Origin of the sequence: Propionivibrio sp., assembly GCF_017995515.1 — a bacterium.
Lineage (GTDB): Bacteria > Pseudomonadota > Gammaproteobacteria > Burkholderiales > Rhodocyclaceae > Propionivibrio.
Window position 1 is genome coordinate 1 of sequence record NZ_JAGOIT010000081.1, and the last position, 15,749, is coordinate 15,749.

A 15,749-nucleotide genomic window follows, 5' to 3' on the forward strand; every position below is an offset into this window, starting at 1 on the left:
TCGGCTTCCTCCAGATTTCCAGTCACCCAGAACACCCTTGCCGTTCAGCTAACTCTTCCCCTTGCCGGGCGAGTAGAGGACTTTCACCTCCAAGTAAGTGCGCCCTGCCGGGCGCACTATGAAAAAAACCCGCCAGAGGCGGGTTCTTCTTGTCACGTCTAAGATCAAGACTTAGGCGCGTGCGATATTTGATGCCTGTTTGCCCTTGGGACCCTGCGTTACATCGAAGGTAACTTTCTCGCCCTCTTTGAGGGTCTTGAATCCGCCCATGGAGATCGCGGAGAAGTGTGCGAAGAGGTCTTCGCTACCATCATCCGGAGTAATGAAACCGAAACCCTTGGCGTCGTTGAACCACTTGACAGTACCAGTTGCCATATTGCTACATCCTTGAAAAAAGACTAGATCCGGGCATTGCCCGACTTTCATGTTTTAAATTCAATTGACAGCTGAATCTAAACATAAGGGCTTTGTACGCTAGTTTTCACGGATGCGTCAAGCATTTTGAACGCTCTTTCTAGCACTCTGTCGCTTATGTGAAAAAATCCTCAAGACAGCGCACATTGTGCGTCGGCAAAGTCTGGGTAGAATTGGATCATGGCAAAACCGAATCAAGAAGGCTCGATACTCGAAGCCAAACGCAGCAAGCTAGCTCCCCCTCCGCTTTATACGGTCGTCCTGCTCAATGATGACTTCACACCGATGGACTTCGTCGTCCTCGTTCTGCAGAAGTTTTTTTCCATGGACAGAGAACGGGCGATGCAAATCATGCTCAAAGTCCATATGGAAGGTCGCGGCGTCTGCGGGGTTTACCCACGTGATATCGCGGCCACCAAGGTCGAGCAGGTTTCGACCTTCGCGAGGGAGAACCAGCACCCGCTGGCCTGCGTAATGGAGGAAAACTGAATGATTGCGCAAGAACTTGAAGTCAGTCTGCACATGGCGTTTGTCGACGCGCGGCAAAAGCGACATGAATTCATCACCGTCGAGCATCTGCTGCTGGCGTTGCTGGACAACCCGTCGGCAGCGGAAACCTTGCGCGCATCGGGCGGCAATATAGAACAATTACGTCGCGACCTGACCCAGTTCATCAGCGAGCACACCCCGACGGTCGAAGGCGAAGACGACATCGATACGCAGCCGACGCTCGGTTTTCAGCGCGTGATCCAGCGCGCAATCCTGCACGTCCAGTCGTCAGGAAAGAAGGAAGTCAACGGTGCCAACGTGCTCGTCGCCATCTTCGGCGAGAAGGATTCACACGCCGTTTTCTATTTGCAGAAGCAGGGCATCAGCCGACTCGACGTCGTCAATTTCATCTCGCACGGCATCAGCAAGGTTCCGCAAAGCAGCGCTCGCACGGAGACCGACGTCGAGCCGGAAGGCGAACAGCAGACGGCTGCCGGACCGCTGGAGAGCTATACGATCAATCTCAACGCGCTGGCGCAGCAAGGCAAGATCGATCCGTTGATCGGGCGCGAGAAGGAACTCGAACGCGTTATCCAGACGCTTTGCCGGCGGCGCAAGAACAACCCGCTACTGGTCGGTGAGGCGGGCGTCGGCAAGACGGCGATCGCCGAAGGCTTGGCGCGCAAGATTATCGACAACGATGTGCCGGAGGTCTTGGGCAAGGCCAGCGTCTATGCGCTCGATATGGGCGCCCTGCTCGCCGGCACGAAATACCGCGGCGATTTCGAACAGCGCCTGAAGGCCGTCTTGAAGCAGCTGAGCGAGAATCCGCAGGCGATCCTGTTCATCGACGAAATCCACACGCTGATCGGCGCGGGTTCGGCATCGGGCGGGACGCTGGACGCTTCCAACCTGCTCAAGCCGGCGCTTTCCAACGGCCAGCTGAAGTGCATCGGCGCGACGACCTACACCGAGTATCGCGGCATCTTCGAGAAGGATCACGCGCTGTCACGGCGCTTCCAGAAGATCGACGTCAACGAGCCGTCGAACGCGGAGACGATCGAGATCCTCAAGGGTTTGAAGACTCGCTTCGAAACGCACCACGGCATCAAGTACTCGGCGGCGGCGCTGACCTCGGCTGTCGAATTGTCGGTGCGTTACATTTCGGACCGTCATCTGCCGGACAAGGCGATCGACGTCATCGACGAGGCCGGCGCCGCGCAGCGGATTCTCCCCAAGTCGAAGCAGAAGAAGGTGATCGGCAAGCAGGACATCGAGGAAATCGTCGCCAAGATCGCGCGCATCCCTTCGAACCATGTCTCATCCGACGATCGCAGCGCCTTGAAAAACCTCGATCGAGACCTGAAAGCTGTCGTTTTCGGTCAGGAGGCGGCGATCGATGCGCTGACCAAGGCGATCAAGATGACGCGCTCCGGGCTCGGCAACCCGTCCAAGCCGATCGGCAGTTTCCTCTTCTCGGGCCCGACGGGCGTCGGCAAGACGGAGGTGGCGCGGCAGCTCGCGTATTGCCTGGGCAACGAACTGGTTCGCTTCGACATGTCCGAGTACATGGAGCGCCACGCCGTTTCGAGGCTGATCGGCGCGCCTCCCGGCTATGTCGGCTTCGACCAGGGCGGTCTGCTGACCGAAGCGCTGACCAAGAAGCCCTACTGCGTGCTGTTGCTCGACGAAATCGAGAAGGCGCACCCGGACATCTACAACATCCTGCTGCAGGTGATGGACCACGGGACGCTGACCGACAACAACGGGCGCAAGGCGGATTTCCGCAACGCGATCATCATCATGACGACGAACGCCGGCCAGGAGTCGATCCAGAAGACGAGCATGGGCTTCACCAGCAGCAAGCAGGCAGGCGACGAAATGGTCGAGATCAAGCGCCTGTTCACGCCCGAGTTCCGCAATCGGCTCGACGCAACCATTTCCTTCAAGGCGCTCGATCACGACATCATCCTGCGCGTGGTCGACAAGTTCCTGATGCAACTGGAAGAGCAACTGCACGAGAAGAAAGTCGATGCAACCTTCACCAACGCGCTCAAGGTTCACCTGGCCAGCCACGGCTTCGATCCGCTGATGGGTGCGCGGCCGATGGCCCGGTTAATCCAGGACACGATCCGTGCCGCGCTCGCCGACGAACTGTTGTTCGGCCGGTTGGTCAACGGGGGGCATGTCACGGTCGATCTCGACGACAACGACCAGGTCAAGCTGGTGTTCGAGGAAGAAACGGCCGACGTGGTGTAATCCGGCGCCGTCGGCCGACGACCGGGGCATCCCCCGGGGCCACCAGGCATACGCAACCGCCACCGATCCCGGTGGCGGTTTCATTTCTGGCGCCTTGTGGAGGACGACAGGGTGTTCGCCCATCGACCCACGGCGTATCGCTAAACGGAACGCCGTTCCGGATAGCAGAACTTATCATCTAAGCAATTGATTTTTGTCGAACAAATAAATTCTTATATCTTATATAAGACACTTGTTTCAACCGGAATTCATTTCTATACTGCGCACATCGACTGGCCGAAAGACGATCGACTTTCACTCTGCGGTCAGCCTGATTCGTTCCGTCGTTCGATCCTGTATTTGAGTTCCGTACCCAATTTCTCGAGAGGTCAATCATGAATACACGTGAGCAACAGATCGCTGCCATTGAAAAAGACTGGGCCGAAAATCCGCGCTGGAAAGGCGTCAAACGGGGATATTCCGCTGCGGACGTCGTGCGTCTGCGCGGCTCCTTCCCGATCGAATACACGCTGGCCCGCCGCGCAGCGGAGAAGCTCTGGAATCTGGTTAATACCGAGGAGTACATCAACTGCCTAGGCGCCCTCACCGGCGGGCAGGCGATGCAGCAAGTAAAGGCCGGCGTGAAGGCCATCTATCTCTCCGGCTGGCAGGTCGCCGCGGACAACAACAGCTACGCGGCGATGTACCCGGATCAGTCGCTGTATCCCGTGGACTCGGTGCCAAAGGTCGTCGAGCGCATCAACAACTCGTTCCGGCGCGCGGATGAGATCCAGTGGTCGAAGGATGTCGGCCCTGGTCACAAGGATTACGTCGATTACTTCGTACCGATCGTCGCCGATGCCGAAGCCGGTTTCGGCGGCGTACTCAACGCCTTCGAGCTGATGAAGGCAATGATCCGCTCGGGCGCCGGCGGTGTGCACTTCGAGGATCAGCTGGCGTCGGTCAAGAAATGCGGCCACATGGGCGGCAAGGTGCTGGTGCCGACGCACGAAGCCGTACAGAAGCTGATCGCGGCACGCTTTGCGGCGGATGTCTGCGGTGTACCGACGCTGGTCATCGCGCGCACTGACGCCGAGGCCGCCGATCTGCTCACGTCAGATCACGACGAGAACGACAAGCCGTTCGTCACCGGCGAACGCACGGCCGAAGGCTTCTACCGGACCCGCCCCGGCCTCGAACAATCCATCTCGCGCGCCGTCGCCTACGCCGAGTACGCCGATCTCGTCTGGTGCGAAACCGGCAAGCCGGATCTCGACTTCGCGCGCAAGTTCGCCGAGGGCGTACACGCAAAATACCCGGACAAGCTGCTCGCCTACAACTGCTCGCCGTCGTTCAATTGGAAGAAGAACCTCGACGACGCGACGATCGCCAAGTTCCAGCGCGAACTCGGTGCGATGGGCTACAAGTACCAGTTCATCACCCTCGCCGGCATCCACAACATGTGGTACCACATGTTCGACCTGGCGCAGGACTACGTGGCGCGCGGCATGACGGCGTACGTCGAGAAGGTGCAGGAACCCGAGTTCGCGGCGCGCGATCGCGGTTATACCTTCGTCTCGCACCAACAGGAAGTCGGTACCGGCTATTTCGACGACGTGACGACAGTCATCCAGGGCGGCGCTTCGTCGGTCACCGCGCTTACCGGTTCGACCGAAGAAGAACAGTTCCACTGATCGGTCTCGTCCGCGCCTGATCGAGGCCTGATGTTCACGATGGACATCAGGCCTTCTTGTTTTGCGCAGGTCGACATTCCCGGCGGTCTGTAATAGATTCCCCGCGCCGCATCCCGGACGACCACTGACCTCCTGCACACGAAAGCCCCGCCATGCCCGGACTGATGGACCTGCACTCACACACCGTTCGTTGTCGCCACGCGACCGGCACGATGGAAGCCTACGTCGAACGCGCCGTCGCCCTCGGCCTGCGCGATTTCGGCTTCTCCGACCACAGCCACTGGATGCTGTGCGCCAACAACGAGTGCTACGCCATGCAGGCCGGCGAACTCGATGACTACGTCGCCGACGTCCGTGCGCTGCAGGCGCGCTACGACCGCTCCGGTGAGAAACCCTTCAACATCCGCCTCGGCATGGAGATGGACTACATCCCGAGCCGGCTTCCGTTGGCGCGCGAGGTTCAGCAACGGCACGACTGGGACTACATCATCGGCTCGGTGCACAACATCGGCTTCGAGCAGTTGCAGCAACCTGAACTGTACGAGCAATGGTCGATCGACGACGTCTGCGAGCTGTATTTCCATCAGGTCGGGATGATGGTGCGCGACCGCTTCTGCGACATCATCGGCCACCTCGACCTGCCGAAGAAGATGGGGCATCGCCCGGCCGGCGGCATGCTGCGCTACATCGAGCCCTTGATTTCCGACCTGCTCGCCTCCGGAATCACGGTCGAGATCAACACCTCGGGCCTCGACAATCCGGCGCGCGAGTTCATGCCCGGCTGGGAAACCGTCGCCCTGCTCGCCGAGGCCGGCGTGCCGCTGACGCTGGGCGGCGATTCGCACGCGCCGCACCACGTCGGACGGCACTTCCGGAGCGCCATCGAAGGACTGCGCCGGCTCGGCGTCAAGGAACTCATGCGCTTCGAAAAGCGGCAGCGGATCGCAGTGCCGCTGACCGAGGCGATGCCGGATTAAGCGGTCGACACGTTACGCGGCGCTCCAGCAAACCGAGTCGCCGAACGCCTTTTTCAGATGATCCACGAACAGGCGCACACGTAGCGGCAGGTGCTTGCGCTGCGGGAAGATGGCGAAGATACCCATCGGCGGCGCCGTGTACTCGTCGAGCACCGACACCAAGCGCCCGCTCGCCAGATCGGTGCCGACCTCCCACATTGAGCGCCATGCCAGCCCTTTCCCGGCAAGCGCCCATTCATGCAACACCGCACCATCGTTGCACTCGAAGTTGCCCGACACCTTGATGCTCACCACCTCGCCGTCCAGCGCATCGCGTAACAGCCAACCTCGCTGCTGACCGAGCGACAGGCAGTTGTGCAGGTGCAGGTCGGCCGGTGTAGCGGGCGCCCCATTACGATCAATGTAGGCGGGACTGGCAACGACTGCGCGCCGCATCTCGCCGAGCTTGCTGCTGACCAGACTGGAGTCGAGCATCTCGCCGATGCGCACCGCGCAATCGACACCTTCGTTCAGCAAGTCGACCAGGCGGTCGCTGAGATCGAGCGTAATGCGAAGCTCAGGATGCTCGTGCATGTAGCTCTCGACGAGCGGCACCACATGTTTGCGCCCGAAGCCGGCCGGCGCGGAAATCTTGAGGTGGCCGCTGACGCGCAGGCCGCCGAGCGAAACCGCCGTCTCGGCGTTGACGAGATCGGTCAGGATGCGCTGGCACTCTTCGAGAAATGACTGCCCCTCAAAAGTCAGCGACAGGCGGCGCGTCGTGCGCAAGAGCAGTTTCACGCCGAGGCGCGCCTCCAGCGCATCGAGCCGGCGCCCGATCACGGCGGGCGTCACGCCCTCGACACGCGCCGCCGCCGAGAGGCTGCCGCGCGTCGCCGAATTGACGAAGGCTTCGATCTGTTTGAGTTGGTCCATAGCCGCGATTCGATACCAGAAGTAAAAGATCATTTTAGTTCAGGCGTACTAATCTTTCCCAAGGCATGAAATAGAATCCTCTGACCCACTCTTCTATAGGAGACAAGACATGAAACAGCGCAGCGAACTCCAGCTTCCCGAAGACATGCAGATCACGGGACCGATCAAGGCGGGATACGAGACCATCCTGACGTTCGACGCGCTGGCGCTGGTCGCCAAGCTGCATCGTGCGTTCAACGGCCGTCGCAAGGAACTGCTGCAGGCGCGTATCGCGCGTCAGACGCGCATCGACGCGGGCGAGATGCCCGATTTTCTGCCGGAAACCGCCGCCGTTCGTACCGGTGATTGGAAGATCGCGCCGCTGCCCAAGGCGCTCGAACGCCGCCACACCGAGATCACCGGCCCGGTCGAAGCCAAGATGATCATCAACGCCTTCAACTCTGGCGCCGACTCGTACATGAGCGACTTCGAGGACTCGAACAGCCCGAAGTGGGACAACCAGATCCAGGGGCAGGTGAACATCTACAAGGCGATCCGCCGTGAACTCACCTACACCAACGAGGCCGGCAAGGAGTACAAGCTCAACGACAAGATCGCCACCCTGCAGATCCGTCCGCGCGGTTGGCACCTCGACGAGAAGCACGTGACCGTCGACGGCGAACGCGTCTCCGGCGGCATCTTCGACTTCGCGCTGGTCTTCTTCCACAACGCCAGGGAGCAGGTGGCGCGCGGCGCGGGACCGTTCTACTACCTGCCGAAGATGGAGTCGCACCGCGAAGCGCGCCTGTGGAACGACATCTTCATCATGGCGCAGGAGCACATCGGCCTGCCGCGCGGCACGATCAAGGCCACCGTGCTTGTCGAGACGATCCTCGCCACCTTCGAGATGGAAGAGATTCTTTATGAGCTGCGCGAGCACTCGGCCGGCCTCAACGCCGGACGCTGGGACTACATCTTCAGCTGCATCAAGAAGTTCAAGAAGAACAAGGGCTTCTGCCTCGCCAACCGGGGCGCGATCACGATGGAAGTGCCGTTCATGCGCTCCTATGCCCTGCAACTGGTCAAGATTTGCCACAAGCACGGCGCACCGGCGATGGGCGGCATGAGCGCGCTGATCCCGATCAAGAACGACCCGGTCGCCAACGAAAAGGCGCTCGCCGGTATACGCCACGACAAGCGGCGCGACGCCAACGACGGTTTTGACGGTGGCTGGGTGGCGCATCCGGGCCTCGTCCCGATCGCCGCCGAGGAATTTGCCGCCGTGCTCGGCGAGCGTCCGAATCAATGGGAGAAGCAACGCGACGAGACCTTTGCCGCCCGGGACTTCCTCAACTTTCAGCCCGAGCAGCCGATCACCGAGACGGGCCTGCGCAACAACATCAACGTGGGCATTCACTATCTCGGCAGCTGGCTCGCCGGCAACGGCTGCGTGCCGATCCATAATCTGATGGAGGACGCGGCGACCGCCGAGATTTCGCGCTCGCAGGTCTGGCAATGGGTCGTCTCGCCCAAGGGCATTCTCGACGACGGGCGCAAGGTCACGCCGGAGATGGTGCGCCAGATGATCGGCGAGGAACTGCCGAAGGTGAAAGCGACGGTCACGGCGCAAGGCGAATACACGGCGACCTACGACCAGGCGGCGATCATCTTCGACAAAATGAGCCTGGCACCGGACTACCCGGAATTCCTCACGCTGCCGCTATACGAGGCGATGGACTGAGCGGTTGTGAACAAGGACCGAAACACTTACCACAGAGTCACAGAGACGCCGAGTTTTCGCAGAGAGAACCATTGGCAACGGTCGTTTTTCTCTGCGTTTCCGCTGTGCCTCCGTGCCTCTGCGGTGGGTTTTGAGTTTTTTTACAGACGCAGAGTTGTCGGAAACGCATAGCGGATTCGTCCGCCATGCGCTTTCTACAACACCACCTGCGTCCCGAGTTCGACCACCCGATTGCTCGGAATCTTGTAGAAACTGGTCGCGCTGCTGGCGTTGCGGAACATGAAGACGAACAGCTTCTCGCGCCAGAACACCATCTCGGAACCATGCTTCGGCACCAGCGTTGCGCGGCCGAGGAAGAAGGACGTTTCCATCATGTCGACCGGCAACCCCTGTGACTCGCACAGGGCGAGCGCGGCCGGGATATCGGGCTCGTCCTTGAAGCCGTACTGCACATTCACGCGATAGAAGTCGCCCTTCAGTTTGTGTATTTCGACGCGGTCGATCTCCGGCACGTACGGCACATCGAACACCTGCACCGAGACGACGAGCACGCGCTCGTGCAGCACCTTGTTGTGCATCAGGTTGTGCAGCATGGCGTTCGGCACGCGCTCGTTGTTCGACGTCATGAACACCGCGTTGCCCGGCACGCGAGACGGCATCGAAACGAGCAGCGCGTCGATGAACGACTCGATCTCGACTGCCTCGCCGCTGGTGCGCTCGGTCAGCATCTGCCCGCCGCGCTTCCAGGTGCTCATCAGCAGGAAGACGGTCGCCCCGGCGGCGAGCGGAAACCAGCCGCCATCGGGAATTTTGAGGACATTGGCGAAGAGGAAGGTCAACTCCACCGCGAGGAACAAGGCAAAGAGCGCCATCGCGCGCGGCCAGCCCCAGCCCCAGCTTTTCGCTGCGACGATCGTCGCCAGGACCGAGGTGATGACCATGTCGCCGGTCACCGCGATGCCGTAGGCCGCCGCTAGGTTATTGGTCGACTTGAAGCCGAGCACCAGAATCACGACGGCGACGAAAAGCCCCCAATTGACGCCTGGCAGATAGACCTGCCCTTGCTGCTTCTCGGAGGTGTACTGCACCTCGAAACGCGGCAGGAAGCCCAGCTGCATCGCCTGTCTCGACACGGAGAAAGCGCCGGAAATCACCGCCTGCGAGGCAATCACCGTAGCGAGCGTAGCGAGCCCGACCAGCGGCAACAGCAGCCAGTCGGGCGCCATGTGATAGAACGGGTTATCGACCACGGAAGGATCGGCGAGCAGCAGCGCGCCCTGGCCGAAGTAGTTGAGCACCAGCGCCGGCAGCACAAAACCGAACCAGGCCTGGCGGATCGGCCGGCTGCCGAAGTGACCCATGTCGGCGTAGAGCGCTTCCGCGCCGGTCACTGCGAGCACCACGGCGCCCATCGCGACGACGGCAACGCCCCGGTTCTCGATCAGGAAGCGGATGGCGTAGACGGGATTGACCGCCTTCAACACTTCCAGGCTGGCCGCGATGTTGTAAAGCCCCATGAGTCCCAGCGTCGAAAACCAGACCATCATGACCGGGCCGAACAGCGCGCCGACCGACGCCGTACCGCGGCGCTGGAAATAGAAGAGGAAAAACAGGATCGCCAGCGTCAGCGGGATCACGAAAGGCTGCAAGGCAGGCGTTGCCACATTCAGCCCCTCAAGCGCCGAAAGCACGGACATCGCCGGCGTCACCATGCCGTCCCCATAGAACATGCCGGCCCCGAGCAGCCCGGCGAGCATGATCATCCGCTGCTGCTTCCTGTTGCCCTTGGCGCCGTGCAGCGCCAGCGCGATCAGCGCCATGATGCCGCCCTCGCCCCGGTTGTCCGCGCGCATGATGAAGACGACGTACTTGATCGAAACGACGACGATCAGCGACCACAGGATCAGCGAGAGAATGCCGAGAATGTTCTCCGGCACAAGCGGGATCGGGTGGATCCCGGCAAAGACTTCCTTCATCGTGTACAGCGGACTGGTGCCGATATCGCCGTAAACGACACCCAGCGCCGCCAGTGCCAGGGCCGCTTGCTGCTTCCTGCTTTTTTTCCTGCTGTCGTGCATCGAACCACTCACCGCTACAACCCTTCCTTGCGCCGCATCACCGGGCGCCCAGTGCCGATTTCAGGGATGACACTTCGGCCTCCGACTCGATCAGCAGTTCATCAATCGCCCCATCGCCGAATAACGCAACGAAGGATGCAGCGTCCGCCTCAATGGCGAACTCCGGCTCGCGCCAGCCGTTCTTGACGTTGGCCAGCACGTTGGCGACGTAGACCAGATCGGAGAGCGTCTTGATCTTCGCCAGCGCACGTGCCGTCTCGTGCTCCTGCACCGCCGCCAGCAACTCGTCCGACTGGCCCATCGCCGAGAGCAGCGCGTGGCCGATGTTGTCGTGCCACTGCACGAGCATCTGATTCAAATCCTGCCGGTTCTCGATCAACTCCGGGAAATTCGCCGCCCGCGACAGCAGGTAAAAGACACCGATGTCGTGCACCATGCCGGCAAACATCGCCTCGTCCGGATTGATGCCGCCGACCTTGCGCGCCAGAAGCCGGCAGAGCGCTGCGACATGCATCGAGTGCTCCCACAAGCGCTTCGACAGCGTCTCGAACGACGCCATGTTCTTCGAGCGCAGCAACTGTTCCATAGCCACGGCAAACGAGACGCTGCGCACGGCCTCCATGCCGATGCGCGTGATCGCGCTGCGCACGTCGGCAATCGCCCGGCCCGACGGGTTCATCGCCACGGAGTTGGCCATGCGCACGACCTTCGTGCTCATCAGCGGTTCCGCCTCGACCAGCCGCGCGAGCCGGTCGATCGTCAGCTTCGGGTCCTTCAGCGCCGTCCGCACCTGGAAAGTGATGTCGAGGAAGGTCGGGAACGACACCTGTTCGCCGGAGAGATCGCGCGCGATGTCTTCAAGAATGCGAAAACTGATTTCGTCGGACATAAGGCTCTCTTTCGGCGTAGGACCGGAACACCCAGGCGACCGCCATCGCACGGCCTGCTTTGACTTTAAACCGGGAAAGGACGCGATTATGCCGCCGTTTCCCCGGTCATTGCCAGCCATATGCGACCGGCGGTCACTGCCCGAACAGCCTTTGATGCACGGCAGACACAAATGAAAAACGGGAGGCCGCAGCCTCCCGCTCGTTTCGCTGGCTTCAGTTTGCCAGGTCAGCCTTCAACCACGCACAGCGTCGCGCCCTTGGCCACCGTGTCGCCGCTCTTGCAGTTGATCGCCTTGAGCACGCCGTCGCACGGCGCGACCAGCGCGTTTTCCATCTTCATCGCTTCGAGCACGACGACCGCTTCGCCCTTGGTCACGGCGTCGCCGACGTTCTTGTTGAAGCGGATGATCATTCCCGGCATCGGGGCCTTGATCGGCGTCCCACCGGCATCCGCAGCGACGGGGGCCGGCGCAGCAGCCGGTGCAGCCTTGACGGCCGGTGCCGGTGCCGTTGGCGCGGCGACGGCCCTGGCGACCGGAGCGGGTGCAACCACCGCACGCGGCGCCGCGGCGACCGGCGCATCGCCCGTCGGATCGACATCGACGCTGAAATACTCGTTGTCGACAAAGACGTTGAAGGTACGCACACGCTCCGACTTCTCCGGCGTCGCCGCCTTGCGCTCGACCAGTTGGCCGGCCTTGGCCTTCTTCACCAGCTCGTCCTGCTTCTTGACGAACTCCATCGTGATCGGCTTGACGCTGTCCGGCACCTCGGCGCGGCCGTACTTCCACTCAAGGAACTTGCGGCCGGTGACCGGGAACTGCGCGTAGATCAGGAGATCGTCCATGTCGGCGGCGAGATCGCCGATTTCGGCCTTGGCTTTCTCGAGCTCGGGTTCGAGCACTTCGGCCGGCCGGCAGGTGATCGGCTCTTCGCCGCGCGGGTAACCCTTGAGCGCCTTCTTCTGCACTTCCGGATCGATCGGCACGGCGGTCTTGCCGTAGAGGCCGTAGCAGAGATCCTTCACCTGGCCGGTGATCATCTTGTAGCGCTCGTCCGGCGTGTCGTGCAGCACGTTGTTGACAGTCTGCACGCCGACGATCTGGCTGGTCGGCGTGACCAGCGGGATCTGGCCCAGTTCCTTGCGCACGCGCGGCAGTTCCTTGTAGACGTCGTCGATCCTGTCGAGCGCATCCATCTCGCGCAGCTGGCTGACGAGGTTCGAGAGCATGCCGCCCGGCGTTTGATGCAAGAGGACGTTGATGTCGATGATCGAGATCTTGGAGTCGTCGAGCAGGTGCTTGTACTTCGGCATCACCTGCTTTTCGAGGACTTCGTTGATCGCGGCCAGCTGGTGGATGTCGAAGCCGGTATCGCGGTCGGTGCCGATCAGCGTCATCACCAGCGGCTCGATGGCCGGGTGCGAGGTGCGGTAGGCGTACGGCGTCATGCAGGTGTCGAGGATGTCGACGCCGGCTTCGATCGCCTTCAACTGGCTCATCGACGCCATGCCCGAGGTGAAGTGGCTGTGCAGGTGGATCGGCAGCCTGACCGCCGCCTTCAGCGCCTTGACCAGCGCGTAGGCGTCGTACGGCGCGATCAGGCCGGCCATGTCCTTGATGCAGATCGAGTCGGCACCCATGTCTTCCAGCTCTTTCGCCTTGCCGACGTAGTAGTCGAGCGAGTACACATCACCGCCGAGACGCGGCTCGGTCAGCGTGTAGCACATGCAGCCCTGGAAGTGCTTGCCGCTCTTCTTGATCTGGCGAACAACCGTCTCGAAGTTGCGATAGTCGTTGAGCGCGTCGAAGGTGCGGAAGATGTCCATGCCATTGTCGGCGGCCCGTTCGACGAAAGCGGTCGCCACGTCGTCGGCGTAGTTGCGGTAGCCGACGAGGTTCTGCGCGCGCAGGAGCATCGAGAACGGCGTCTTCCTGGCGTAGCGCTTCAAGGTGCGCAGACGCTCCCACGGATCTTCGTTGAGGAAGCGGTGCATCGTGTCAAAGGTCGCACCGCCCCAGGTTTCCAGTGCCCAGAAGCCGACTTCATCAAGCATCTCGGCGACCGGGATCATGTCCTCGGTGCGGCCGCGCGTGGCGAACAGCGACTGGTGGCCGTCGCGCAGCGACAGGTCCATGATCTTTACGGGATTGGCAGCCTTCGGACGATTGCTGCTGTATTTCATCTCGGTCATGTTTACAACGTTGTCACACATTTTTAGCTCCACTAAGACTTGTAAATTGAATACGGAAATCTGTTGGGCGACTCGCTATCGGATGTTCGAGAAGGTGCGCAGCTGGATCATCCGGCGTCCGGCCATCATCTCGATGCGTCCCGACTGCGCCCACTGGCCCGGTTCGGCGGAAGGTGCGACGGCATTGGCCTGAGCGGCTTGCTCAGCCTGCGCCAGCGCAGCCTCTTCCTCCTCCAGGTACAGCTGAACGGCCGCCATCGCGGCAGCGAACTTTTTCCCTTGGTTGTTCATGGTCACACTCCTCTTGGGTTCGTCGGCCGAATCACAGCGGAATGTTTCCGTGCTTCTTCATGGGGTTGGTATCGCGCTTGTTCTGCAGGATGCCGAGCGCCTTGATGATGCGCGCGCGCGTCGTCGCCGGGTCGATGATGTCGTCGATGTAGCCGCGTTGCGCCGCGACGTAGGGGTTGGCGACGGTCTCGTGGTACTCCTCCTCCTTCTCGGCGAGGAAGGCCTTCGGATCGTCCGACTGGCGCGCCTGGCGCCCGTAGAGCACCTCCGCCGCACCCTTGGAGCCCATGACGGCGATTTCGGCGCTCGGCCACGCGTAGTTGATGTCGCCGCGCAGGTGCTTGGACGACATGACGCAATAGGCGCCGCCGTAGGCCTTGCGGGTGATCACGGTGACCTTGGGGATCGTCGCTTCGGCGTAGGCGTAGAGGATCTTGGCGCCGTTGCGGATGACGCCGCCGTACTCCTGCACCGTTCCCGGCAGAAAGCCCGGCACGTCGACGAAGGTGATGACGGGAATGTTGAAACAGTCGCAGAAGCGCACGAAGCGCGCGCCCTTGATCGAGGAGTCGATGTCGAGCACGCCAGAGAGGTAGGCCGGCTGGTTGGCGACGATGCCGACGCTGATGCCGTTGTAGCGGGCGAAGCCGACGATCAGGTTGGGCGCGAACTGTTCCTTGACCTCGAAGAAGTCGCCATCATCGACGGTCTCGATAATGATGTCCTTCATGTCGTAGGCGGCGTTCGGATTGTCCGGGATGATCGAATGCAGCGACTCGGACCAGCGGTTGGCCGGGTCGGTGCATGCGACGACCGGCGGCGCCTCGAAGTTGTTCTGCGGCACGAACGACAGCAGCCGCTTGATGTAGTGGATGGTGTCGGCCGTCGAGGTCGCCGCGTAGTCGCAGATGCCGCTTTGCGACGAGTGCATGTCGGCGCCGCCGAGCTGCTCGACCGTCACATCCTCGTGCGTCACCGACTTCACGACCTTCGGGCCGGTAAGGAACATGTACGAGTTATGCCGTTCCATGATCACGAAGTCGGTCAGCGCCGGCGAATACACCGCACCACCGGCGCACGGGCCGAGAATGGCTGAAATCTGCGGGATGACGCCGGAGGCCATCACGTTGCGCTGGAAGATTTCCGAATAGCCGGCGAGGCTTTCGATGCCTTCCTGGATGCGCGCACCGCCGGAGTCGTTGAGACCGATCACCGGTGCGCCGTTCTTCATCGCCAGATCCATGATCTTGCAGATCTTCTCGGCGAAGGTCTCGGACAGGGAGCCGCCGAGTACGGTGAAGTCCTGCGCGAAGACGTAGACGATGCGGCCTTCGATCGTCCCATGTCCGGTGACCACGCCGTCGCCCGGGATGATCGTGTTTTCCATCCCGAAATCGCGGCAGCGGTGCGTCTTGAACATGTCGAACTCTTCGAACGAGCCCGGATCGAGCAGCAGATCGATCCGCTCGCGTGCGGTCAGACGTCCCTGCGCGTGTTGTTTATCGATGCGATCCTGGCCGCCGCCAAGACGCGCCTCCGCCCGAAGTTTCAGGAGATGCTCCAGTTGATGCTTGGTATCCATGCTGTTTTACACCTGACAATGAAGAAATCTGTGCACTGCAACGGTCGCAAGATCGCAGCAGGCGCCGATATCGACCGCCAGGATTCCCCCCGATCTCTTGCTTTTACCGTCTTGTTTGTTAGCGATTCTATCGACTTTAATCGTCGCGCGACCACGATTCGAGCAAATAATTCCCTGGGAAAACAAAGCGCGCGAACACAAAAAAACGGCCACCCCTGACGAAGCGACCGCCCCGCAAAATGGCCGGGAAACGGCCTGTTTATTAAT

13 protein-coding genes are annotated in these 15,749 nt (G+C 61.3%); 5 read left to right on the plus strand and 8 right to left on the minus strand.

Annotated features, from left to right (window positions below; all coding sequences use genetic code 11):
- Positions 1-171 precede the first annotated feature (171 nt).
- Positions 172-375: a cold-shock protein gene (locus KBA32_RS12805; RefSeq protein WP_294359505.1), complete on the minus strand. Its 204-nt coding sequence runs from the start codon at positions 373-375 to the stop codon at positions 172-174.
- A gap of 219 nt (positions 376-594) precedes the next feature.
- On the opposite strand from KBA32_RS12805, the gene clpS reads away from it, so the two are divergent.
- The 4 genes from clpS to KBA32_RS12825 all read left to right on the plus strand — a co-directional run bounded on the left by clpS (position 595) and on the right by KBA32_RS12825 (position 5,812).
- Complete coding sequence (clpS, locus tag KBA32_RS12810) at positions 595-903, plus strand: ATP-dependent Clp protease adapter ClpS (RefSeq protein ID WP_294359508.1); 309 nt, start codon at positions 595-597, stop codon at positions 901-903.
- The gene (gene clpA / locus KBA32_RS12815; protein ID WP_294359510.1) at positions 904-3,162 is read left to right on the plus strand and encodes an ATP-dependent Clp protease ATP-binding subunit ClpA; all 2,259 of its coding nucleotides are present in this window, start codon (positions 904-906) and stop codon (positions 3,160-3,162) included.
- A gap of 371 nt (positions 3,163-3,533) precedes the next feature.
- A complete protein-coding gene (gene aceA, locus KBA32_RS12820) occupies positions 3,534-4,835 on the plus strand; it encodes an isocitrate lyase (RefSeq protein WP_367113782.1) in 1,302 nt (433 codons plus the stop codon).
- Between the two features lie 152 nt (positions 4,836-4,987).
- Positions 4,988-5,812: a histidinol-phosphatase HisJ family protein gene (locus tag KBA32_RS12825; RefSeq protein ID WP_294359514.1), complete on the plus strand. Its 825-nt coding sequence runs from the start codon at positions 4,988-4,990 to the stop codon at positions 5,810-5,812.
- 12 nt (positions 5,813-5,824) lie between these two features.
- On the opposite strand, the gene KBA32_RS12830 is transcribed toward KBA32_RS12825, so the two are convergent.
- Entirely contained in the window at positions 5,825-6,727 is a 903-nt protein-coding gene (locus KBA32_RS12830; protein ID WP_294359516.1) for a LysR family transcriptional regulator, read from the minus strand.
- A gap of 109 nt (positions 6,728-6,836) precedes the next feature.
- Between KBA32_RS12830 and aceB the strand changes: the two genes are divergently transcribed.
- Positions 6,837-8,447: a malate synthase A gene (gene aceB / locus KBA32_RS12835; protein WP_294359518.1), complete on the plus strand. Its 1,611-nt coding sequence runs from the start codon at positions 6,837-6,839 to the stop codon at positions 8,445-8,447.
- Between the two features lie 194 nt (positions 8,448-8,641).
- On the opposite strand, the gene KBA32_RS12840 is transcribed toward aceB, so the two are convergent.
- The 6 genes from KBA32_RS12840 to KBA32_RS12865 form a co-directional block, all read right to left on the minus strand.
- A complete protein-coding gene (locus tag KBA32_RS12840; RefSeq protein WP_294359530.1) occupies positions 8,642-10,525 on the minus strand; it encodes a potassium transporter Kup in 1,884 nt (627 codons plus the stop codon).
- Between the two features lie 37 nt (positions 10,526-10,562).
- Positions 10,563-11,414, minus strand: coding sequence for an HDOD domain-containing protein (locus tag KBA32_RS12845; protein ID WP_294359520.1), 852 nt, complete (start codon positions 11,412-11,414; stop codon positions 10,563-10,565).
- Positions 11,415-11,641: 227 nt separating this feature from the next.
- Positions 11,642-13,609, minus strand: a complete 1,968-nt coding sequence (locus KBA32_RS12850; RefSeq protein ID WP_294359521.1) for a pyruvate carboxylase subunit B — start codon at positions 13,607-13,609, stop codon at positions 11,642-11,644.
- 75 nt (positions 13,610-13,684) lie between these two features.
- On the minus strand, positions 13,685-13,900 hold the full coding sequence (locus tag KBA32_RS12855; protein WP_294359524.1) for a hypothetical protein: 216 nt from the start codon (positions 13,898-13,900) through the stop codon (positions 13,685-13,687).
- Between the two features lie 31 nt (positions 13,901-13,931).
- Positions 13,932-15,482, minus strand: a complete 1,551-nt coding sequence (locus KBA32_RS12860) for an acyl-CoA carboxylase subunit beta (RefSeq protein ID WP_294359526.1) — start codon at positions 15,480-15,482, stop codon at positions 13,932-13,934.
- 6 nt (positions 15,483-15,488) lie between these two features.
- The coding region (locus tag KBA32_RS12865; RefSeq protein WP_294359528.1) for a hypothetical protein at positions 15,489-15,749 on the minus strand (261 nt) is incomplete at its 5' end.